The sequence below is a fragment of the Microbacterium oryzae genome, assembly GCF_030406385.1.
GTDB classification, from domain to species: domain Bacteria; phylum Actinomycetota; class Actinomycetes; order Actinomycetales; family Microbacteriaceae; genus Microbacterium; species Microbacterium oryzae_A.
Genome location: NZ_JAUEPM010000001.1, coordinates 634,425 through 656,201, shown reverse-complemented (window position 1 = coordinate 656,201; position 21,777 = coordinate 634,425). Strand labels below are relative to the sequence as shown.

16 protein-coding genes are annotated in these 21,777 nt (G+C 71.4%); 10 read left to right on the top strand and 6 right to left on the bottom strand.

All coding sequences use genetic code 11. The features are described from left to right. Both glf and QWJ90_RS03195 read left to right on the top strand, forming a co-directional pair. On the top strand, positions 1–1,140 hold the full coding sequence (gene glf, locus QWJ90_RS03200; RefSeq protein ID WP_290106147.1) for a UDP-galactopyranose mutase: 1,140 nt from the start codon (positions 1–3) through the stop codon (positions 1,138–1,140). 10 nt (positions 1,141–1,150) lie between these two features. Next, complete coding sequence (locus tag QWJ90_RS03195; RefSeq protein ID WP_290106146.1) at positions 1,151–3,196, top strand: DUF6541 family protein; 2,046 nt, start codon at positions 1,151–1,153, stop codon at positions 3,194–3,196. A 103-nt stretch (positions 3,197–3,299) separates the two neighbouring features. Here QWJ90_RS03195 and QWJ90_RS03190 read toward each other — a convergent pair whose 3' ends face one another. Next, positions 3,300–3,764, bottom strand: a complete 465-nt coding sequence (locus tag QWJ90_RS03190; RefSeq protein WP_290106145.1) for a GtrA family protein — start codon at positions 3,762–3,764, stop codon at positions 3,300–3,302. A gap of 131 nt (positions 3,765–3,895) precedes the next feature. Here QWJ90_RS03190 and QWJ90_RS03185 point away from each other — a divergent pair, with 131 nt between their 5' ends. From QWJ90_RS03185 to QWJ90_RS03170, 4 genes are read left to right on the top strand one after another with little or no spacing between them, the layout of a single operon-like run. Continuing rightward, positions 3,896–4,870, top strand: a complete 975-nt coding sequence (locus QWJ90_RS03185; RefSeq protein ID WP_290106144.1) for a glycosyltransferase — start codon at positions 3,896–3,898, stop codon at positions 4,868–4,870. Continuing rightward, positions 4,867–5,664 carry an ABC transporter permease gene (locus QWJ90_RS03180; protein ID WP_290106143.1) on the top strand — a complete coding sequence of 266 codons (798 nt, stop codon included), beginning with the start codon at positions 4,867–4,869 and terminating at the stop codon, positions 5,662–5,664. The genes QWJ90_RS03185 and QWJ90_RS03180 overlap by 4 nt, the downstream gene beginning before the upstream one ends. Continuing rightward, positions 5,664–6,413 carry an ABC transporter ATP-binding protein gene (locus QWJ90_RS03175; RefSeq protein WP_290106142.1) on the top strand — a complete coding sequence of 250 codons (750 nt, stop codon included), beginning with the start codon at positions 5,664–5,666 and terminating at the stop codon, positions 6,411–6,413. The genes QWJ90_RS03180 and QWJ90_RS03175 overlap by 1 nt, the downstream gene beginning before the upstream one ends. Positions 6,414–6,459: 46 nt before the next feature. Continuing rightward, positions 6,460–7,869: a glycosyltransferase 61 family protein gene (locus QWJ90_RS03170; protein WP_290106141.1), complete on the top strand. Its 1,410-nt coding sequence runs from the start codon at positions 6,460–6,462 to the stop codon at positions 7,867–7,869. Between the two features lie 48 nt (positions 7,870–7,917). Here QWJ90_RS03170 and QWJ90_RS03165 read toward each other — a convergent pair whose 3' ends face one another. Both QWJ90_RS03165 and QWJ90_RS03160 read right to left on the bottom strand, forming a co-directional pair. Then, a complete protein-coding gene (locus QWJ90_RS03165) occupies positions 7,918–9,957 on the bottom strand; it encodes an acyltransferase family protein (RefSeq protein WP_290106140.1) in 2,040 nt (679 codons plus the stop codon). Positions 9,958–9,963: 6 nt separating this feature from the next. Beyond that, positions 9,964–11,616 carry a glycosyltransferase gene (locus tag QWJ90_RS03160; RefSeq protein ID WP_290106139.1) on the bottom strand — a complete coding sequence of 551 codons (1,653 nt, stop codon included), beginning with the start codon at positions 11,614–11,616 and terminating at the stop codon, positions 9,964–9,966. A 143-nt stretch (positions 11,617–11,759) separates the two neighbouring features. On the opposite strand from QWJ90_RS03160, the gene QWJ90_RS03155 reads away from it, so the two are divergent. From QWJ90_RS03155 to QWJ90_RS03140, 4 genes are read left to right on the top strand one after another with little or no spacing between them, the layout of a single operon-like run. Next, positions 11,760–13,559, top strand: coding sequence for a glycosyltransferase (locus QWJ90_RS03155; protein ID WP_290106138.1), 1,800 nt, complete (start codon positions 11,760–11,762; stop codon positions 13,557–13,559). A 3-nt stretch (positions 13,560–13,562) separates the two neighbouring features. Beyond that, a complete protein-coding gene (locus tag QWJ90_RS03150; RefSeq protein ID WP_290106137.1) occupies positions 13,563–15,416 on the top strand; it encodes a DUF6020 family protein in 1,854 nt (617 codons plus the stop codon). Beyond that, positions 15,413–17,131, top strand: a complete 1,719-nt coding sequence (locus QWJ90_RS03145; RefSeq protein ID WP_290106136.1) for a DUF6020 family protein — start codon at positions 15,413–15,415, stop codon at positions 17,129–17,131. The genes QWJ90_RS03150 and QWJ90_RS03145 overlap by 4 nt, the downstream gene beginning before the upstream one ends. A 5-nt stretch (positions 17,132–17,136) precedes the next feature. Next, complete coding sequence (locus tag QWJ90_RS03140; protein WP_290106135.1) at positions 17,137–18,288, top strand: glycosyltransferase; 1,152 nt, start codon at positions 17,137–17,139, stop codon at positions 18,286–18,288. A gap of 114 nt (positions 18,289–18,402) precedes the next feature. On the opposite strand, the gene QWJ90_RS03135 is transcribed toward QWJ90_RS03140, so the two are convergent. From QWJ90_RS03135 to QWJ90_RS03125, 3 genes are read right to left on the bottom strand one after another with little or no spacing between them, the layout of a single operon-like run. After that, positions 18,403–18,858, bottom strand: coding sequence for an acyltransferase (locus QWJ90_RS03135; RefSeq protein ID WP_290106134.1), 456 nt, complete (start codon positions 18,856–18,858; stop codon positions 18,403–18,405). Positions 18,859–18,862: 4 nt separating this feature from the next. After that, positions 18,863–19,864 carry a glycosyltransferase family 2 protein gene (locus QWJ90_RS03130; RefSeq protein ID WP_290106133.1) on the bottom strand — a complete coding sequence of 334 codons (1,002 nt, stop codon included), beginning with the start codon at positions 19,862–19,864 and terminating at the stop codon, positions 18,863–18,865. After that, entirely contained in the window at positions 19,861–21,771 is a 1,911-nt protein-coding gene (locus QWJ90_RS03125; RefSeq protein ID WP_290106132.1) for a glycosyltransferase, read from the bottom strand. The genes QWJ90_RS03130 and QWJ90_RS03125 overlap by 4 nt, the downstream gene beginning before the upstream one ends. Positions 21,772–21,777: the final 6 nt, after the last annotated feature.

The window sequence follows — 21,777 nt, the reverse complement described above, 5'->3', positions numbered from 1 at the left end:
ATGGATCTCCTCGTCGTCGGCTCCGGCTTCTTCGGACTCACCATCGCCGAGCGCGCTGCGGACGCCGGCCGCAAGGTCACCGTCATCGACCGCCGCCACCACATCGGCGGCAACGCGTACTCCGAGAACGAGCCCGAGACGGGCATCGAGGTGCACCGCTACGGCGCGCACCTCTTCCACACCTCGAACGAGAAGGTGTGGGAGTACGTCAACCGCTTCACGACGTTCACGAACTACGTGCACCGCGTCTACACGAACCACAGCGGCGTCGTGTACCCGCTGCCGGTGAACCTCGGCACCATCAACCAGTTCTTCCAGGCCGCGTACTCGCCCGACGAGGCGCGCGCGCTGGTGCGCGAGCAGGCCGGCGAGTTCGACGTGAAGACCGCGCGCAACTTCGAGGAGAAGGGCATCGCCCTCGTCGGCCGACCGCTGTTCGAGGCGTTCTTCCGCGACTACACCGCGAAGCAGTGGCAGACCGACCCCCGGCAGCTGTCGGGCGACATCATCAGCCGTCTGCCCGTGCGCTACAACTACGACAACCGCTACTTCAACGACACGCACGAGGGCCTGCCGACGGACGGCTACACGGCGTGGCTCGAGCGGATGGCCGACCACCCGAACATCGACGTGCAGCTGAACGTGGACTTCTTCGACGAGTCGCAGCCGCTGAACAAGAAGGCCCTCGTCGGCCAGGTGCCGATCGTCTACACCGGCCCGGTCGACCGCTACTTCGACGACGTCGAGGGCGCGCTCAGCTGGCGCACGCTGGACTTCGAGGAGGAGGTCCTGAACGTCGGCGACTTCCAGGGCACCCCCGTCATGAACTACCCGGACGCCGACGTGCCGTTCACGCGCATCCACGAGTTCAAGCACTTCCACCCCGAGCGCGCGGACGTCTACCCCGACGACAAGACCGTCATCATGCGGGAGTTCTCGCGGTTCGCGCAGGCGACGGACGAGCCGTACTACCCCGTCAACACCGACGAGGACCGCGCGCGCCTGCTCGCCTATCGCGAGCTGGCGAAGGGCGAGAAGGACGTGCACTTCGGCGGCCGCCTCGGCACGTACCAGTACCTCGACATGCACATGGCGATCGGCTCGGCGCTGTCGATGTGGCAGAACCAGCTGAACGCCTGAGTCCGGCTCCGTGAGCTGGATCGCGGCGGCGCCCGCGATCGTCTCAGCGGCCCTGGCGGTGCTCGCGCCGGGGCTCGTCGCGACGGCGCCGCTGCGGATGGCCGTGCTCGCGCGGATCACGATCGCCCCGCTCGTCGGAGTGTGCTGCGTGGGCGCGGCCGCCATCGTGTTCGGCGCGGTCGGGCTGCCGTTCCATCTCATGCAGGTGATGGCCGTGGCGCTCGTCGGGATGGCCGTGTCGCTGCTCCTGCGGCGCCGCCTGGCGATCCCGGGGCGACCGGGGCCGTCCCGCCCGCCGCTGGCGGCGAAGCCCCTGCTGGCGATGTGGGCGGCAGCGGCCGCGATGGTCGCGGTCGTGGCCTTCTCGGGGGTGCCCGATCCGTCGCGCATCTCCCAGACGTACGACAACGTCTTCCACCTGTCCGCGGTGGCGGCGATCCTCGATGGCTTCTCCGCGTCGCCGCTCACGCTGCGCGCGCTGATCGAGACCGGCGCCCCTGGCCTCGCGTACTACCCCTCGGCATGGCACGCGCTCGTGGTGATGACGGTGCAGGGGAGCGGAGCGGACCCGGCCGTCGCCTTCAACGCGCTCTGGCTCGCGGTGCAGACGCTCGTGTGGCTGCCCGGCGTCGCCTACCTGGCGCGGGTCGCTCTGCCCGGGCGCTCGCCGGCCACGACGGCCCTGGCCGCGCTGCCGCTCGCCGCCGCCTTCGGCATGTTCCCGTACGCCCTGCTGGCGTGGGGCACCATCTACCCGACCGCGCTCGCCCATGCCCTGCTGCCGGGCGCGGTCGCGGTCACCGTGGTGGCGGTGCGCGGCGTCGCCTCTCCCGGTCGCGGTGCCCGCCGGCGCGCGGCGCTCCTCGGCATCGTCGGGTTCGTCCTCGTGATGGGCGGCCTCGCCGTCGCGCACCCGCGGGTGCTCCCGACCTGGCTGCTCCTCGTGCTGCCGTTCGTCGCGGGCGTGCTGGTGAGCTCCTTCCGACGCGCGTGGCGCCGTGGCGGGCGCTCACGGCACGGCGCGGTCGCGGCCGTCGCCGTGAGCACGGTGGTCGGCATCGTCGTCGCGGTGGCCGCGCTCGCGTTCGCGGTGACGCGGGTCGGGCTCCTCGACGAGCCGATCGCCGACCGCCTGTCGGGACCGCAGGCGCGCGCGGTGCAGGGCCTCGGCGACGGGGTGCTGCAGGTGCTGACGATGCGGTCGCTGACGGGCGACGGCGGCGCGACCGCGCCGGCGCCGCTGCTCGCGCTCCTCGTCGTCCTCGGCGCGCTCGCCGCCTTCCGCGCGCGGCGCACCCGCTGGATGGTCGTGGCGCTCGTCCTCATCGCGGCGCTGTTCGTGCTCGCCGCCGGCTCCGACGGCGTCGTCGCGAAGCTCGCCACCGGCATCTGGTACAAGGACCGCTTCCGCCTCGCCGCCGCACTGCCCGTCGTCGCCGCGCCGCTGGCGGCCCTCGGCGCGCTGGCGCTGGCGCGACTTCTCGCGCGCGTGCGGCGGCCCCGATGGGCAGCGCGCGAGGCGGCGAGCGCTCCCGCGATCGCCCTCGTGGTCGCGATCGTCTCGGTGGCGGGCCTGGTCACCACCGGGACGACCTCGGCCATCGCCGGAGCGTTCGCATTGCCCGCCGACCGCGCGGAGCACGCCGTCGTCTCCCAGCGGCAGATCGACTTCCTCCGCGGGCCGGTCGCCGAAACGGTGCCGTCGGATCAGCGCGTGCTGGGCGACCCGTGGGACGGGTCGGCGCTCGCGCTCCTCTACGCCGGCCGGGAGCCGGTCTTCCCGCACGTCAACGGCCAGTGGGATCCGGCGCGCCTGACGCTCGCGTGGCACCTGGCCGACATCGAGCACGATCCCGACGTCTGCCGCGCGCTGGACGAGCTGCGCGTGCGCTTCGTGCTCTACGACCCCCACGCGCTCGCGGGGGGCGATCCCTCCGGCGACCACTTCCCGGGCCCGCACGAGGCGGTGGAGGCAGGACTCCTCACGCCTGTCGTGACGGATGGGACGTCGGCGCTGTACCGCATCGACCAGTGCGGGCCGCTGCCGGAGGTCTGACCCCGTGCCATCCGCCCGCAGTCCGGGAGGAGAACTGCTTCCGGGAGGGCGGATCCGAGGGATTCCTCCTCCGCATGCGCGATCTCCTCCCGGACGGCGGGGCTCAGCCGACGGAGCGGGCGGGCGCCGGCTCCTCGTGTGGGAAGACGAACCGGTCGTACGTGAGGAAGCGGAAGACCGTCGCGAGCGTCTGCCCGATGAACGTTCCGGAGACGTTGTCGGCGATCACGTCGTCGAGGCCGAGCACGTAGCGGGAGAACGCCAGGCACCCGAGCTGCAGGCCGATCGCGATGAGGTTGCACAGGACGAAGATCGCGTATCGCGAGAGCCGGTGAGGGAGGTGGCGGTCGGAGTACGTCCAGTAGCGATTGCCGACGTAGGTCACGATCGACGCGATCACGATGGAGATGATCTTGGCGACCAGCGGATGGTCGTGCAGCGGCCCGTCGCCCGTGACCCAGAAGACGAGCAGGTTGTAGACGCCGGCATCGACGAGGAAGGCGAGTCCGCCGATCACGAGGAAGGCGCCGGCCTGCCTGGCCTTCCGGGTCGCGGTGCTCGCGTGCATCATGCTCCTCGTGGGGCGGCGCCCGCCGAGGGGTTCGACAGTGCCGCGTGCTAGCCTGAACCGGCTCCGACGGCTGCCGTCTCGGCGCCACGCGGTCCACACAAGATCCTACGTCGCCGAAAGTGCTCTCCATGTCGTCCCCTGTCATCGCTGCGATCGTCCCCTGCTACAACGAGGAGCTCGCGGTCGGCAAGGTCGTGCGCGACCTGCGCACCGCGGTTCCCGGGATGACCGTCTACGTCTACGACAACAACAGCTCCGACCGCACCGCCGAGGTCGCCCGCGAAGCCGGCGCCGTCGTGCGACGCGAGGAGCGCAAGGGCAAGGGCAACGTCGTGCGCCGGGCGTTCGCCGATGTCGACGCGGACATCTACGTGATGATCGACGGCGACGACACCTACGACGCCGCGGCGCTTCCGGAGATGATCCGCACCCTGCGCGAGGGGCCCTACGACCACGTGCTCGGCGTGCGCGACCAGAAGACCGACACCGCGTACCGCCCAGGGCACGAGCTCGGCAACCGCGGGTTCAACTGGCTCGTGGGCGGGGTCTTCGGCTCCGAGGTGAGCGACATGCTCTCGGGCTACCGGGTCATGTCGCGGCGCTTCGTGAAGAGCTTCCCCGCGGCGTCGCGCGAGTTCGAGATCGAGACCGAGCTCACCGTGCACGTGATGAGCATCCGCGTGCCGCAGACCGAGTTGGCGGTCGGCTTCCGCGACCGACCGGAGGGCAGCGAGAGCAAGCTGCGGACCTACCACGACGGCTTCCGCATCCTCTCGCTCATCGTGCAGCTCATCCGCTACGAGCGCCCCCTTCTCTTCTACGGCCTCCTCGGGGCGATCGCCGTCCTCGTCGGCGTGATCCTGGGGATCCCGCTCGTCGTGGAGTTCGCGCAGACCGGACTCGTCCCGCGGTTCCCGACCGCCGTCCTGGCGGTCGGCTTCGGTCTCGCCGGCGCGCTCGCCTGGACGGTCGGCTTCGTCCTCGACGGCGTGCTGCGGGCACGACGCGAGCAGAGCCGTCTCATCTACCTGCAGTACGCCGCGCCGCGCGCGGACGACGGCGCAGACTCCCGGCCGCCGATACTGCGGGACGCCGCGTCGTGACAGCCGGTGTCGTCGGCGCGCCCGGCACGCCCCGTCGGTATCTGCACTCCCTCTGGCTGCTGTCGGCTCGCGACCTGAAGGTCCGGTACGCGACGAGCTGGCTCGGTTACCTGTGGTCGATCCTCGACCCGCTCGTGATGAGCCTCATCTACTGGTTCGTCTTCACGCAGGTGTTCCATCGGGGCGGCCGCGTCGGCGAGGAGCCGTACATCGTGTTCCTCATCACCGCCATCCTGCCGTGGGTGTGGTTCAACGCCTCGGTCACCGACTTCACCAAGGCGTTCAACAAGGACGCGAAGCTCGTCCGCTCCACATCCATCCCGCGCAGCATCTGGATCAACCGGATCGTCCTCAGCAAGGGCGTGGAGTTCCTGTGCGCACTGCCGGTCCTCGCGGTGTTCGCGATCGTCAACGGCGCCCATGTCGGATGGCAGCTGCTGCTGTTCCCGGTGGCGGTCGTCCTGCAGGCGGTGCTGCTGGTCGGGCTGGGCCTCCTCGTCGCCCCGCTGTGCGTGCTGTTCAGCGACCTCGAGCGGACGACCCGGCTCATCCTGCGCGCCCTCTTCTACGCGACGCCGATCATCTACGGGCTCGGCGACCTCCCGGGAATCGTCTCGGACCTCGGCGCGTTCAATCCGCTCGCCGGCATCGTCACGCTCTACCGCGTCGGGTTCTTCCCCGGGCAGTGGAATGGCACGGCCGTGCTGATCTCCGCCGTGCTGACCTTCGTCATCCTCGGCGCCGGCGTCCTCACCTTCCGGCGGCTCGAGCGGCCGCTGCTGAAGGAGCTGTGATGGGCGAGCGAGACGAGCCGTATGCGATCGAGGCGGACGGCCTCGGGGTGCGCTTTCGGCGCAACCGCCGCGGTCGGCGCAGCATCAAGTCGATGTTCGCCAGCGCCTCGCGACGGGCGCCGAAGGACGAGTTCTGGGCGCTGCGCGACGTGTCCTTCCGGGTCGAGCCTGGCGAGTCCATCGGGGTCGTGGGGCGCAACGGCCAGGGCAAGTCGACACTGCTGAAGCTCGTCGCCGGCGTGCTGCTGCCCGACGAGGGCACGGTCGCGGTGCGCGGCGGCGTGGCTCCGCTCATCGAGATCACCGGCGGGTTCGTCGGCGATCTCACCGTGCGCGAGAACGTGCGGCTGACGTCGGGGCTGCACGGCATGAGCCGTGCGCACATCGCCTCCCGCTACGACGACATCATCGCGTTCGCCGAGCTCGAGGACTTCCAGGACACCCCCTACAAGCACCTGTCGAACGGCATGAAGGTGCGCCTGGCGTTCTCCGTCGTCTCGCAGCTGGACGAGCCCATCCTGCTCGTGGATGAGGTGCTCGCGGTCGGCGACAAGGCGTTCCGCGCCAAGTGCTACGCGCGCATCGACGAGCTCCTCGCCGCCGGACGCACGCTGTTCTTCGTGAGCCACAGCGAGCGGGACCTCCGCCGCTTCTGCACGCGGGGGCTCTACATCCGCGACCACGCGCTCGTCATGGACGGTCCGATCGACGCGGTCATCGACGCCTACAACGCCGACAGCCCGTCGTGACGCGACGCGCCCGGTCGCTCGGCGCCGTGGCGCTACAGTGATCGGGATGGAACCCCTCTCCGCGCGCACCGTGGCCGATGCCGTCGTCTATCCCGTCGTCCGGCATCGAGAGCCGGGAGACGAGCACGATCGCCTGCTCATGGGCGTCTTCGACGGTGCGGGGGACTACGTGCCAGGTACCGTGACAGACCGGCGCTCGGGCGAGCGCGGCGAGCCGGCACCTCCAGAGCTGCGCGCGGCCGACGAGCCCGGCCCGCACCGGGAGGCGATCTACGCGGGCAAGCTGCACATGCACTTCGGGCACTTCCTGCTGGAGTCGCTCGCGCGGCTGTGGTTCGCGCGTGAGCGGCCGGATGCCGCCCTGGTGTGGACGGCTGAGCACACATGGGAGGACGAATCGTTCCGTCCGTGGCAGCGGGAGATCCTCGACATCCTCGGCATCCGGAACCCCATCCTCTTCGTGACGCGTCCGACCCGCTTCGCCACGCTGCACGTCCCCGACATCGGGTACCGCTACGACGACTGGATGCATCCCGACCACGCCCGGTTCCTCGCGCAGCATGTCGGACCATCCATCGAGGCGGGCCGGCGCCTGTGGCTCTCCCGCAGCGCCATCGACTCCGACAACCGCGATCTCGGGGCGGAAGCGGCCGAGCGGCACCTCCGCACAGCAGGGTGGTTCGTCGCGCACCCCGAGCAGCTGACGGTGCGCGAGCAGCTGGACGAGCTCTCCCGCGCGGAGACGATCGCGGGGGAGGAGGGGTCGGCCTTCCACGCGCTGCTGCTGCTGGCGGACGTCTCCGGCCGACGGCTCGAGGTGATCCGGCGCCGCGGCGCCGAGCACCGCAACTTCCGCACGATCGGGGAGGCGCGCCGCATGGAGCAGCGCTTCCACTCGCTCACGGGGGAGCGGATCCTGCACGCGGAGGGCCGCGAGGTGACCAAGCTGTCGCGGAGCGCGGTGGCGCTGCTCGACGCGCTGGAGGTGCCGCGCGCGCTGCCGGTCGCGCCGCGACCGGGCGACCGGGCGGCCGCTCTCGTCTATCGGGAGGCGAAGGCGCAGCGCGTGCTGGAGGTGGGCGTGCGGACGGCCTTCGCCCCCGCCACCGCCGACGTGCGCACCGCCCTCATCGTGAGCACGCGCCTCGAGGAGGATCCGCGGGCGTACTCCGCCCTCGCCGGACGCATCGAGGAGCTGCCCCTCGCGCGCTACGTCGAGCTCTTCGTCGAGCAGGCGGGGACATACGAGTTCATCCGGATCGCGGGAGATGACGAGGAGACGCTCCTGGCCGACGTCGAGGAGGCGCTCCGGTTCGCCGGCGAGGACACGACGTGGGTGCTTCCCGACGACGCGGCGGGCGCCGCCGCTGCCGACGCGCTCCTCCTGCAGCAGGGTTTCTCGACCACCCGCGTGGAGCGCGGCGGAGAGGGCGCCCTTCTCATCCGACGCCCCTGAGCGGGCTCCCGGCGGGAGCGGAGGCGTGCGCCGGTGGTGCCTGCTCGCTCAGCCCAGAGCCGTGGCCAGCCGGTCGGACAGGTACGGCGCGAGGGTCGCGGCGTACGTCGCCGTCAGATGGTGGCCGTCCCGGTACACCACCACGCCCCCGATGACGGCCGGGCACACGCCGGCGGCGCAGTAGAACTCCGACATGTCGATGGTCGTCGCGTTCGGGTCGCGCTCGGCCGCGGCGACCTGCCCGTCGTCGTGCATGACGACGTCGGCGGGATGCACGCACCGCTCGGCGGCGGTGTCCTGGTCGTCCTCGATGCACTGGATGGTGTCGGCTGGGAGGCGCGGGTTGTCCAGGATGGCGATCACGGGAACGTCGAGGTCGGGGCGCGCGCCCCAGGCGCTCACCATGCCCGACACGACGTCGGCATCCGCATCGCGGCCGTCCGACGAGTGGGTGACGACGAACGCATCGACGTCGTCAGCGTCCGCGACGTAGTCGGCGACCTCGCCGCGCCACGCGGTGCATGCGTCTGTCGAGGCCTGCGTCGAGCGCACGATGAGCGCGTCGGTCCAGTAGCACCCGCCGTGCCCCGCGATGTCGATGCGCCAGTTGCGCTCCTCGGCGATCTGCGCGTAGACGCCGACGAAGACGTTGCTGTGCGAGTCGCCGATCACCAGGAGGTGCCGGTCGTAGCCGGTCTTCGGACCGAGGGAGCAGACGCGCAGCACGGTCTCGTCGGGCCCCGACCAGCACGCGTCTCGGTTCGCATCGTCGCTGCGCGCGTCCTGCGGTGACGGCACCAGCGGGTAGGCGGCGAGCTCCGGGTTCTCGCAGGGCGCGAGCGCGGGGTCCATCGCCTCGGCGCCGAAGCAGTCGGGCCGGGTCTCGAGAAGAGTCCGGGTCGCGGCGACCGCGCGCTCCTCGTCGGCCCGCAGCACCGCGGCTCCGGTCACCGGGACGACGAGGACGCACGCCATGCCCGCTGCGGCCCAGAACGCCACCGTCCGGGGACGACGCCGGGCGAGGAGGCGCTCCGACAGGCGCACGGGGTTCTCGACGAAGCGGGTCGACAGCCACGCCAGCACCAGCGAGACCGCCGCGATGCCGACCTTGTCGACCGTGCTGAGGGGCGCTCCGGTCGCGAAGGGCACGAGGACCACGAGGGGCCAGTGCCACAGGTACACCGCGTACGACACCCCGCCGAGGAAGGCCACGGGAGCCAGCGCCCCGATGGGGGCGAGCACCGAGCGCGCGCCTCCCCATAGAGCGAGCGCCGTGCCGACCACGGGCAGGAGCGCCGCCACGCCGGGAAACGGCACCTCACCGGAGAGGACGATCGTGCTCAGGGCGATGAGCGCGACGCCCAGGACGGCGACGACCTGCGCCACCGCGTGCCGAGACAGCGCGGGGAGGAACGAGAGCAGCGCCCCCAGCCCGAACTCCCACGCGCGCGTCAGGGTGGAGAAATACGCCTGGCTGGCCGCCCAGTCGGTCAGCCAGACGCCGTAGGCGAACGAGACCGCCGTCGCCACGACGAGCACGCCGACGACCACTCGACGCCATGGCAGGCCGCGCAGCGCCCACATCGCGACGATGAGCAGCAGCGGCAGGGCGATGTAGAACTGCTCCTCCACCGACAGAGTCCAGAAATGCTGCACGGGGGAGGGCTGGTTGTCGGCGGCGAGGTAGTCGACGCTGTCGAAGAGCAGTCGCCAGTTCTGCACATAGAGCACCGACGCGCCGATCTCGGCGAGGAACTGCTCCCACAGCGATCGCGGCACCCAGACGAGCGTGCCGATGGCCGTCGCGACGAGGACGAGCAGCGATGCCGGCAGCAACCGCGTCGCCCGCCGCGCCCAGAACCGCCCCACCGCGATGCGCCCGGTCTTCTCACGCTCGCGCACGAGGTGCGACGTGATGAGATACCCGCTGATGACGAAGAAGACGTCGACGCCGGCGAAGCCGCCCGGCAGCCGGTTCGGCCACAGGTGGTAGAGCAGCACGCTGAGGACGGCGATCGCGCGCAGCGCCTGGATGTCCGGGCGGAACCCGGACGCGCGTGAGAGATCCGGGCGGCTCCGCCCCTGCAACGCCGGTCAGCCCCTGCGGCGCAGACGCCGGACGAGGGCGGCGGGAGCGCCGCCGAGACGGGCGTTCACGTCGCGCACGGCGGGGGCGAGGCGCCCGCCCGACGCGGCGTTCGCGCGCTGCGCGAGTTGGCGTGCCAGCGATGCCGCCGGTGCCGCCTCGCGAGCGCGCAGCGCCGCGACCTCCGCCTCGAGCTCGGCGATGCGCGGCTCCACGCGCGTGACCCGCGCTGACAGATCGGCCTCGCGCAGATCGATCAGCTGCGCGGTGTCGTTGGAGCCCCACTCGAAGCCCCAGACCCGGTCGACGAGGTCCTCGATGGCGTCGCCCTCGCCGCGGTAGCGGCGCGCACGGGCCAGAGCTGCGCTGTCCCAGATCGTGGCCGAGTCGTCCTTCGTGTGCCCCGGGGTGAAGTAGCGGACGGCGCCGAGACGGTTGCCGTCGATCTGCCGGTACATCTGCATGAGGCTGTCGCTCGTGACGCCAGCGGTGATCGGCAGGTCGACCCGGTACGGAGCCGGGAAGACCGTCTCCGGCATCTCCTCCGCGAAGATGACGCGGTTGTCGGTGCGCAGCCACTCGCGCACGAGGTACAGCTCGTTCATCGGGTCGGCCAGCATGCGGCGGCGCCCCTCGTGGAGCTGCGACCACGGCCCGACGAGCACCACGTGCACGTCGGTGAGGGTGCTGTTGAGCACGCGGTCCACGCAGTTGCGTGCGAGGTAGGCGGTCTCCGGCGTCACCTCGATGACGACCTTGACCAGCGGCACCTCCCAGATGCGGTTGTCGGCCTTCCGGCGGTACCGGGGGATCGGCATGCGCTGCGCGAAGTGGACGTCGTTGTGCCACGCCACCTTGACCGCGTGGTCCTGCACGGTGCCGCGCCCGAGGTGCCAGGTGAGCGCCTCCTCGACGGGGATGAACACCGCGCCGGCCTGCCACAGCTGGTAGGCGATCTCGGTGTCCTCGCCCAGGTGCAGCCGGGTGTCCTGACCGAACGTGCGGTCGTACACCTCCCGGGTCACGGAGGCGCAGGCGCCCATGTGCGTGGAGTAGTTGCGCCCGTGCGAGGTATTGAGGTCGTCGGTGTCGCGGAAGATCTGGATGGACCAGTGCTCGTGCAGCTCCGACCGGTCGTAGTCATCGCCGATCGTGCCGTCGGTCACCTTCTCGAAGACGGATTCGGGCGTGTAGTCCCACGCCTCGATGAAGCCCTTGTTGCCGATCGTCGCGGCCTCGGGGATGAAGTGCGCCCACTTGGCGTGCTGGCGCACGTTGTCGCGGAACAGGATCATGTCGGAGTCGACCCAGTAGATGATGTCGCCCGAGGTGGCCTTGATCCCGATGTCGGTCGCATTCGAGCGGCCCCAGCCCTCCTCGACGCGGATGAGCCGGATGTTCTTCGGAACCACGTCCCCGAGCTCGACGGGCGGCTCGCTGCCGTCGTCCACGACCACCACGTCGAGGAGGTCCTCGGGGTAGTCCTGGGCGGCGAGCGACGCCAGCGTCAGGGGGAGCGTCGCGCTGTTGTACGACGCGATCACCACGGAGACGGACTTCGTCGGCTCCCAGTCGTCGGGCAGCGTGCCGTCGAAGACGTCGCGCCACTGGTTCTGGAAGACGATCGGGGCGGGCTCGGGGGATGCGGCGGGCCTGGTCACCGCGCCATTCTATGGGGAGCAGTCTCGGAGACCGGTGGGCGCGCTCCCGTCCGCGCTCGCACGGGCGGGAGAGGGGCACACGGTAGACTCCTCGGGCCGCGCCCGCGGCCATCCGACCGCAGAATCCGGGAGCCGATCCGCACATGCCCGCCCGCCGCTGGTTCCGCCGCCCCCTCCCGCAGGACGCCCCGGACCGAGACGGCGGCCGCGTCGTGACGGATGCCGCGCCGGTCTTCGCATCGGCCTCGGAGCCCGTGCGGGCGCGGGTGACGGACGTCGACGGCCTGCGACGGCTCATCGCCGCCGCCGGGGAGGCGACGACCGACGACCTGCGCGTGCAGATCGACCGCTGGGAGGCGCCGTCGCCGCGCTGGCGCGGACAGGCCGCGCCCCTCCACGACTCGCACACCGTGTCCGTCAGCTGCGACCCGGAGCGCCGCCGTGCCTCCGCTCACGTGACCCTGCGGCGTCCGCTCCCCGTCGCCCGCGTGCTCGACGCGCTCATCCCCGCGTTCGCGCCCGCGCCGGCCTATCCCGGCGCCGGCTTCCCGCTGCTCGCGGTGGACTCGAGCGCCGGCATCGACGCCCTGCCGCTGCTGCCGAGCCGTCGCGTTCCCCAGCTCGACCCCATCGCCCCCGCGCTCGCCGGCGTGCACCTGCGGAAGGCCGACGTCCTGCTCACGGCCGAGACGGATCCGGCTCGCGAGGCCGAGGACGCCGTGCATCAGCTCACCGTGAGCGAGGCCCTGCTGGGGTCTCCGCGCGTGCACCGGCCCGTCATCGACCTCAACGTGCACAACCCCGTCGGGCGGATCCTCGGGTTCAAGCCGTCGCCGCGCGCCCGCCGCCTCCTCATTGATCGGGAGCGCGGCCTCATCCGACTGGCGGGCCTCGCGGGAGACGACGCCGCGCCCATCGTCTTCCCGATCGCCGAGCCGATGCGCGCGGGTGAAGTCGCCGCCGTGCGGAACGTCGAGGGCGTCGACCTGTCGCCGCTGCGCGGGCTGGCGAAGCCGGTGCCCGAGGGGCTGTTCTCTCGCTTCGCCGAGCTCGCGGCCGCCGGCGTCATCCTCCACTCCCTTCCCGAGAACGTGGAGATCGCTCCCGAGCAGCTGTCCCCGCGGATCACCACCGCCATCCGCCGCCCCTACCGCCCCGCCATGGGACTCGAGCGCGAGCGGCGCTCGGTCGAGCTGCGCCGAGCGGCCATGCACGACCACGGCGGGTTCCTGCGCCTCGCGTCGGCGATCGAGCACCGCACCGGCTCGCGCTACCTCCCGTCGGTGAGCGTGGTGCTCTCCACCATGCGCGCCGAGCTCATCCCGGGCGTCCTGCAGATGATGGCGCGGCAGACGTACCCGCACATGGAGGTCGTCGTCGTCGCGCACGGCGTCGCCGCACCGGATCTCTCCGCGCTGGATCTCGACGGGCTCGACGTCACCGTCGTCGAGGTCCCCCGCACCGTGCTGTTCGGCGCCGCCCTGGCAGAGGGCGTGCGCCGCTCGTCGGGCGACCTCATCACGAAGCTCGACGACGACGACTGGTACAGCGAGCACCACGTCTGGGACCTCGTGCTCGCGCACATCTACTCACGCGCCGACGTGGTGGGGAAGACCACCGAGTACCTCTTCTTCGAGGAGGTCGAGCAGACCGTGCACCGCACGTTCGCCACCGAGCGCTACCACGACCAGGTCGCCGGCGGAGCCATGCTGCTCTCGCGCGCGGCGTTCGACGCGCTCGGCGGATGGCGTCCCACGCCGAACTCGACGGACCGGTCGGTGCTCATCCGCGTGGAGAGCCAGGGCGGGATCGGATACCGCACGCACTCCCTCGGCTACATGTACATCCGCCACTCCTCGAAGCACACCTGGGAGCGCAGCGACTCCCAGCTCCTCAACGGGTCCTTCGAGCAGTGGCGCGGCTGGCGCGAGCCGGAGGTCTGACGCGTGCGGGTCCTCATCGCCGCGGCGGGCGCCTTCGTCGCGACGCTCGCGCTGTGCGCGGGAACCGCACCGGGGAGCCTCTCGGAGGTGCTGGACGGCGGCGGGCTCGTCGCGCTCGCCGCGTTCGCCGCACTCGCCGCCGGCGGCTGGTGGGCGATCGGATGGCTGCCCCGGGAGATCTGGAGATGGGCGGCGCCCCTCGGCGCGGTCATCGCGATCGCCGAGCTCGCGGGGCTCTCCCTCCTCCGCGAGGAGGCGGATCTGTGGCTGCTGCGCCCGTCCGGCTGGAGCGTCGTGCACATCCTCGGCACCGCGTACGTCGCCGCCGTCGGGCTCGCCATCGTCCTCCATCTCGCGGACCGGAACCCGGACCGCGGCCGCCCGTCGCCGGCGGCCGGCGTCTTCACCCGCTTCCCGGCGTCCCTCGCGCGCCCGCGCCCGTGGCGCTCGCTCGCCATCCTCTGGGCACTCATCGTCCTCTGCCGTCTGCCGTACCTCCTCGCCTGGTGGCCGGGTCTCATCTTCTTCGACACGTACCGGAGCCTGTCGTACGCACGCGGCCTCGGCCCCTGGGAGTCGTACGAGCCGGTGGGGCACTCTCTCGTCATCGCGGCATGGAACGGCGTGTGGCAGCTGCTCGGCCTCGGGGATGCGGCCGCGCTCGCGCTGGCGGCCTCCGTGCAGGTGCTCACGAGCAGCGCCGCCTTCGCGTTCCTGCTGTGGCGGATCGCGGTGTGGGGCGTCGGCCCGCGCACGTGGTGGGCGCTGTGGGCGTGGGTCGCGCTGCTGCCGGTGCTCGGGATGGCCGCCATCACGGTCGTGAAGGACATCCCCTTCATGTCGGCGTTCGTCGTCTTCCTCGTGGGGATCGTCGAGGTCTCGCGCGCGGTCCGGCGCGGTGACCGCGCGTGGTGGCCCTGGGGCCTCGTGCTGGCGGCCGGGGTGGCCACGATGGTGCTGCGCAACAACGGCGTCCACGTCGTGCTGCTCGGCGTCGCGCTGCTGGTCATCCCCTTCCGACATCAGTGGAAGCGCGTGCTCGCCCTGCTCGCCGGCTGCGTCGTGGCCTACGCGCTGTACGCCTTCCCGCTCTCGGCCGCGCTCGGCGTGCAGCCCGGTCCGAAGACCGAGGCGTGGTCGGTGCCCCTGCAGCAGATCGCGCGCATCGCCCACGACCACCACGACGAGATGTCTGCCGAGGACCGCGCGTTCGTCGATTCGATCTTCACGGAATGGAGCGTCGACGACGTCGGCGACCACTACATCCCGGGGTTCGCCGACCCGATCAAGCTGGATGCGCGGACCGCGTGGGAGAGCCGCACGACGGGGGAGTTCCTGGCCGGCTGGGCGCGGCTCGTGACGACGTACCCGGGGTCGGCGGTCACCGCGACGCTCGCGAACACCGTGGGCTACTGGGCGCCCGGAGCGCCCTCGTACGACGGCGTCGTGCAGGGGTCGTGGAACGAGGTGCGGGGCATCCGCCTCGACATCCCGTTCACGCGCTCGGGCGCCGACGGCGAGGTCGACCCTCCGGGAGGGATCGCCGCGCTCGTCGAGCGGCATGGTCTCCTCGACGAGGGGTACCGGGCCATCCCCGTGGTCGGCCTCACGCTCTCGCCCGGTGTGATCACGTGGATCTGGATCGTCGCGCTGGTGGTGCTGTGGCGGCGCCGCGCGGGCGTGGAGGCGGCGTTCGCCCTCCCTGCGGCGGCCCTCATGGCGACGTTCCTCGCGGGGCCCGTCTCCGGCGGGATGCGCTACGCCCTCGGCTTCTACGCGACGGTCCCGATCGTCGTGGCGGTCGCCGCGGTCGCGCGCGGGCGGGCGCCTCGGACACGACCTCGAGTCGACGCGTGAGCGGCGGGGCGCGGCTGCGGCAGCTGTGGGATGCGCCGGCCGCGGCGACCGCGGGGGTGCTGTCGGCGTTCGTCGTCGTCGGAGCCTCGTACGACGCCACCGACAGCGCCCGGTGGTTCGCCTCGTCACCCGGGGCGGCCCTCGGCAGCGTGATCGTCGCCGTGGGACTGGCCTTCTTCCTCGCCGTTCCCCTGACGCTGCTGTTCCGCTGGCTCGACCGGTTCGGCGCCGTGCGCGCGACGGCCGCCACGTCGTTCCGGGACGCCGCTCGCCGCGGTCTCCTCCCCACGGCGGGCGTCCTGCTGGCGGGCTGGCTGCCGTGGCTGCTCCTGCACCTCCCCGGCAACGTCGACGGTGACACGATCACCCAGCGCCTGCAGTGGATGGGGCTCCTGGCGCAGACCGACCACCATCCCTGGTTCGACACGATGGTGTTCGGCTGGTTCTGGGACCTCGGGTCTGCCGTCGGGAACGACGGGGCCGGCCTGTTCGTCTACCTGCTGCTGCAGGAGGCGGCGACGGCTGCGGGCCTCGCGCTGGTGCTCACCTACCTCGGCTGGCTGGGGCTGCCGCGGGTCGCCCGCTGGGCGCTCACGGCAGCTGCCGCCCTGCTGCCGGTGTTCATGGCCGCTCCGTCGGTGATGAGCAAGGACGCGTTCGCCGCGGTGTTCTGGGTGCCTTTCCTCGTGCTCTTCGTCGAGGCCGTCCGCACCCGAGGGCGCGTGCTGCGCGACCCGCGGATGGCGGCTGCGGCTCTCGCGCTCATCATCCCGCTCATCCTGGCCAAGCGGACCAACGTGTACCTCGTCGTGATCTGCGCGGTCGTGCTCCTCGTCATCGCGGCCAGGGGAGCCCGGCTTCGGATCGCGCTCGGCACCGCGGGCGCGCTCCTCGTGACGAACGTCGTCTGGCCGATGCTCGTCCTCCCCGCGATGGGCATCGCGCCCAGCACCGCGACCGACATGCTCACGATCCCCGTCCAGCAGACCGCGCGCATCGTCGCCGCTCACGGCGACGAGATCCCCGCCGACGAGCGGGAGGCCATCGATGACGTGCTCCGGTACGACGGGTTGGCGCAGGCGTACGTCCCGCGTCGCTCCGACTCCGTGAAGGGCCGCTGGGATCAGGACGCGACGTCGGAGGAGATGCGCGCCTACCTCGAGGTCTGGTTCGCGCAGCTGTTCCGCTATCCGGCGACGGCGGTGTCCGCCACCGCAGCCAACACCTTCGAGTACTTCGCGCCGGTGTCGCCGATGGCCTTCCAGAACACGCTGACGCTGGAGCGCTACATCGACTACTGGGAGGAGCGGGCGCTCCCCACGACCACGCGGGATGAGATCGTCGCCGTCGTGGAAGGACTCGACGCGCCATCCGGGTTCGACCACGCGAGAACAGCCGTCAACCGCGCCACCGACGCCATCGCCGAGCGCGACCCGCTGTCCTCGAAGGCCTTCTACGCGTCGTGGGTTCCCCTCATCGCGCTCGCCTACGCCATCCGCCGTCGCCGCGCGCTGCACATCCTCGCCCTCGTGCCCCTGCTGGCGAACCTCGCCTTCCTTGTGGCGAGTCCCGTGGCCCTGCCGCGCTACGTGCTGCCGCTCGTCTACGCCGGCGTCTTCGCGGCCGGGATGATGATGACGCCCGTCCGCTGGCAGAATCGACATCACGCACCCGCGCCGGCAGCCCCGGTGCGATCGACCGAGAGCGACGCCTGAACGCGATGACGACCGACCACTTCGCCGGTGCGACGATCATCGTGCCGACATACAACGAGGCGCCGAACGTCGAGCCGCTGGTGCGGCGCATCGAGTCGGCGCTCGCGGGGATCGCGGGCGAGGTGCTGTTCGTCGACGACTCCGACGACGGCACCGTGGACGAGGTGCGCAGGGTCGCGGCCCTCGTCGATCTGCCGGTCCGGGCCATCCATCGCGAGAACCGCGAAGGCGGCCTGAGCGGCGCGGTGATCGTGGGGCTCGAGCGCGCGGCGTACGACGTGTGCGTGGTGATCGACGGCGACCTGCAGCACCCGCCGGAGAAGATCGCCGATCTCATCGCGCGCTTCCGCGAGGGCGACGTCGACGTCGTGGCGGCCTCGCGTTACGTCGCGGACGGCTCGGCCGCGGGTCTCGCGGATCTCACGCGGAACCTCGTCTCGCGCACGACCACGGCGCTGACGAAGGCGATGTTCCCGCTCCGGCTGCGCGACTGCTCGGACCCGATGACCGGGTTCTTCCTCGTCGACCGCACGCGCATCGACCTTGCGCCGCTGCGGCCGCGCGGGTTCAAGATCCTCCTCGAGATCCTCGCGCGCCAGCAGCTGCGGGCGGCGGAGATCCCGTTCGACTTCGCCGAGCGCGCGGCCGGGTCGTCCAAGGCCTCGGTGCGTCAGGGCGCCCGGTTCCTCGCCCAGCTCGCCGCGCTCCGGTTCGGCAAGATGTCGGCGTTCGCGGTCATCGGCGGCTTCGGCGCGGTGGTGAACCTCGCGATCATGTGGGCGCTGACCCATGCGGGCCTGGCGTACGTGTGGGCGGCGATCGTCGCGGCCGAGACGACGATCATCGGCAACTTCCTGCTGCAGGAGCGGTTCGTCTTCCGGGAGCTGCTGGGGGAGGCGTCGCGTCGCCGCTCGCGCTTCGGCAAGTCGTTCGCGTTCAACAACGCAGAGGCTCTCGTGCGGATCCCCGTGCTGGCGCTGCTCGTGGAGACGTGGCACATCTCCAGCATCGTCGCGGCCGCGATCACGCTGGCGGTGGCGTTCGTGGCCCGGTACGCGTTCCACGCCCTCGTCGTGTACGCGCCGCGGCGCTCGCCGCGCGCGCAGCACATCCTCGAGGAGCTCGACGAGCAGGCGATGTCGCCCGGCGAGCTCTGACCCCCCTGCCGCTGCGCCCGCTCAGCCCCGCGACAATTCCACTCCGCGGCGACAATGCGGCCGCCGGCGGAATGGTGGCGGTGCAGCTGGATTGTCGCGGGATGGGGCGGGGCGTCAGCGCAGGCGACGGATGACCGTGGCCGGGACGCCGCCGACGAGCGTGTCGTCTGGCACGTCCTCCGTCACGACGGCTCCTGCCGCGATGACGCAGCCGGCGCCGATCGTGACACCGCCGACGACCGTGACCGATGCGCCGATCCACGTGCCGTCGCCCACGACGATGGGGTCGTGGCGCACGTCACCCGCGCGCTTGTCGTGGCCGCCGATGTCGTGCGTGTCGGTGATGAGCTTCACGAACGGCCCGAGGTTCACGCGGTCGCCGAGGCGAGTGCCCGGGCGGATGTACGCATCGCGGTTGATGAACACGTCAGCGCCGATCTCCACGGGGCCGAGGACCTCGGTCCCGCGGTAGATCTTCGTGCGTGCGCCCACCGAGATGTCGCGATCGCCGTCGCGGTGCAGCAGCTGGACCGAGGGATCGATCCGCGCGTCATCGGCGATGTCGAGCATGGCGTCAGCGCGTCTCGTCGGCGGTGAGGGGAGGCATCGGACGCCACGAGGCGTCCCTGGCGATCCGCCGTCCGTCGCGCATGCCGCGGAAGAGGTTGCTCGTGCCGCGGACGGTGCGCTCGACGGCGACCAGGCGGACGAGCTCCTTGGCGAATGTGAGCGCGGTCCCGAGCGCGAAGCGCACGGGGCGGTATGCGCCGTGCTCGGCGAAGTAGTGCCGCATGATGCCGCGGTTCCGCATGATGTAGTACCGGTAGGCGTTGCTGGACGCGTTGAGGTGCCGGACGCCCATGTCCCACTGCTTGATCTCGCGGGTGCGGCGCAGCACGAACTCGTCGACGATCGCGCTCGTCGTGTGCAGCGAGGCGAGCCATCCGTAGACGGAGTCGTCCCAGTAGATGAAGAAGCGCGGGTCGGGGAGCCCGACCTTCTGCACGATGTCGCGGTGGATGAACATCCCCTCGAAGCACCCGGAGTTCATCTCGCGGTAGCCCGTCGCGTCGAAGCCCGCCGGCGCGAACGGGATCGGGATGCCCAGCGGGATCGAGAGGCGGTACTGCCAGTAGAACTCGCTGCCGTCGTAGTCGTAGCGGCGGCCCTGGATGCTCTTGAACCGCGGCGCCCATACGCCCATGCGAGCGAGCCCGTCGGGGAGGACCTCGACGTCGTCGTCCATGAGCCAGATCCATGTGGAGCCGAGCTCGTACGCGACGCGCATGCCCTCGCTGAACCCGCCGGAGCCGCCCGTGTTCTCCTCGAGGCGCCGGTACACGATCTCGGTGCCGATGCGCTCGCGGAACGACGCCACGACGTCGCCGGTGTCGTCGGCCGACGCGTTGTCGACGATCACGACGCGGCCCGGCTTGGGGTCCATCTCGCCGATCGACACCAGCAGCTTGGACAGCAGGTGAGAGCGGTTGTAGGTGACGACGACGATCGTCGCCGACGCGGGGTCGAACGCCCGCGGGTCGTACGTCTGCTCGACGACCGACGGCTTCTCACTCATGACTGCCTCCCGAAGATGCTGCGCCACGACTCCTCGGACACGAGGTCCGGCAGCGCCCGGCGGTACTCGCGCTGCAGCCGCGGCCACTCGCGCCGCAGCCGCGCGTGCAGCCGGACCGAGTCCAGCAGCATGCGCCGGTACAGCAGGCGGTCGCGCGTGTAGATGTTCTTGCCCGACCCGTCGGCCGCGCTCACGAGGGCGGAGTCGAACAGCGGCACGCGCCACCAGTGGGCGTCGGCCTTGCCGAACTCCACCTCGGGCTGCGCGACGTTCGCGGGGTCGGGCTCGTGGAACCAGTGCGACAGGAGCGTCTGCGCCGTGAAGAGCCGCAGCCGCCACCCGGTCGGGCTGTCGAAGACGTGCTGCTTGAGCCGCTGGAACACCTGGCGGCCGCGGCGCGAGCGCATGACGACGGCGGGGTCGCGGTGGACGACGGTCTCCGGGAAGCGGGCGGCGAGCGAGCGCGCCTCCGGCATCGCGGTGGCGATGTTCTCGGCCAGGTGCCCCGGCCCGCGCAGCACGTCGCGCAGCGCGCGGTTCCGCAGCGCCACCGGGTAGTACTGCATCATCATGAGGTGCTTGAGGTCCACGCGGCGCGAGTGGCGGATGAGCGTGCCGCCGCGCGGCGCGTTCGAGTGCAGCAGCCCCGCGACGATGCGGTTGCGAGCGTGGAAATAGGCCTGCCAGTCGATGGAGTCGTCCTTGCCGATCCACGACACGTGCCACAGTGCGGCGCCCGGCAGCGACACCGTCGGGTAGCCGGCCTCGCCCGCACGCAGGCAGAACTCGGCGTCGTCCCACTTGATGAACGCCGGCAGCGCCAGCCCTACCTCGCGGATCACCTCGGTCGGGATGAGGCACATCCACCAGCCGTTGTAGTCGGCGTCCATGCGCATGTGCAGCAGCGGGGTCTGACGGATGTTCGCGCGACGGAAGTCGTGCGGCATCTCCTCCTGGAAGAGGTTCCGCCACATGAACGGGTGCTCGTCGACGACCTCGGCCCAGGCGTGCAGCCGTGGCCGGTTGAGGAGGTCGAACATGTGCGCGCCCACGAGGACGGGCTGCGTGGCGAAGCGTCCGAAGGTGATGGAGCGGCGGATGGACTCTGGCTCGATGCGCACGTCGTCGTCGAGCAGCTGGATGAAGTCGCTCTCGGGCCGCTGCAGCGTCTCGTGCATGGCGCGCGCGAAGCCGCCGGAGCCGCCGAGGTTCGGCTGCTCGATGACCTGCAGCTGCTCACCGAGGCGGCCGGCGACGTCGGCGTATCCCTCCTGCGCGGCGACCTGCTGCGTGCCCTGGTCGACGATGAAGATCCGGTCGACGAGCTCGAGCACCTCGGGGGCGTCGGCGAGCGCGCCGAGGGTGCCGACGCAGTAGTCCGGCTTGTTGAACGTCGTGATCCCGAGGGAGGCCTTGCCCGCGCGCGCGGGCTCCTGCTCGGTGGTCCACTCGCCGCCCGCGAGGACGACGTCCTCGGAGCCTGCGACGATGTCGAACCACAGCCATCCGCCGTCGCTGAACTGCGTGAGCGGGATGTCGAAGACCGTCTCCGCGTCGCCGTGCGCATCCTGCGTCTCGATCCGCTGCTGAGCGGCGCCGCCGGTGGAGCGGTAGACGAGGATGGTCGCCGAGCCCTCCGTGCGGACGGTCAGGCGCACCGAGCGGACGTTGGTCCAGTGCTGCCAGTACGACGCGGGGAAGGCGTTGAAGTACGTCGCGAACGACACGCGCGTGCCGGCCGGGATCCGCGCCCTGGTGCGCCCGAGGACATCGGCGAGGTGCGCGACGTCGGACACGCGCACCGGCTCCTCGTCGATCGTCGACCAGACCTCGGGGTCGATGTACAGCGGCAGGAGGTCGGGATCGCGGTCGAGCGGGAAGACCACGCTCTGAAGGACGTGTGCCACGGCGGA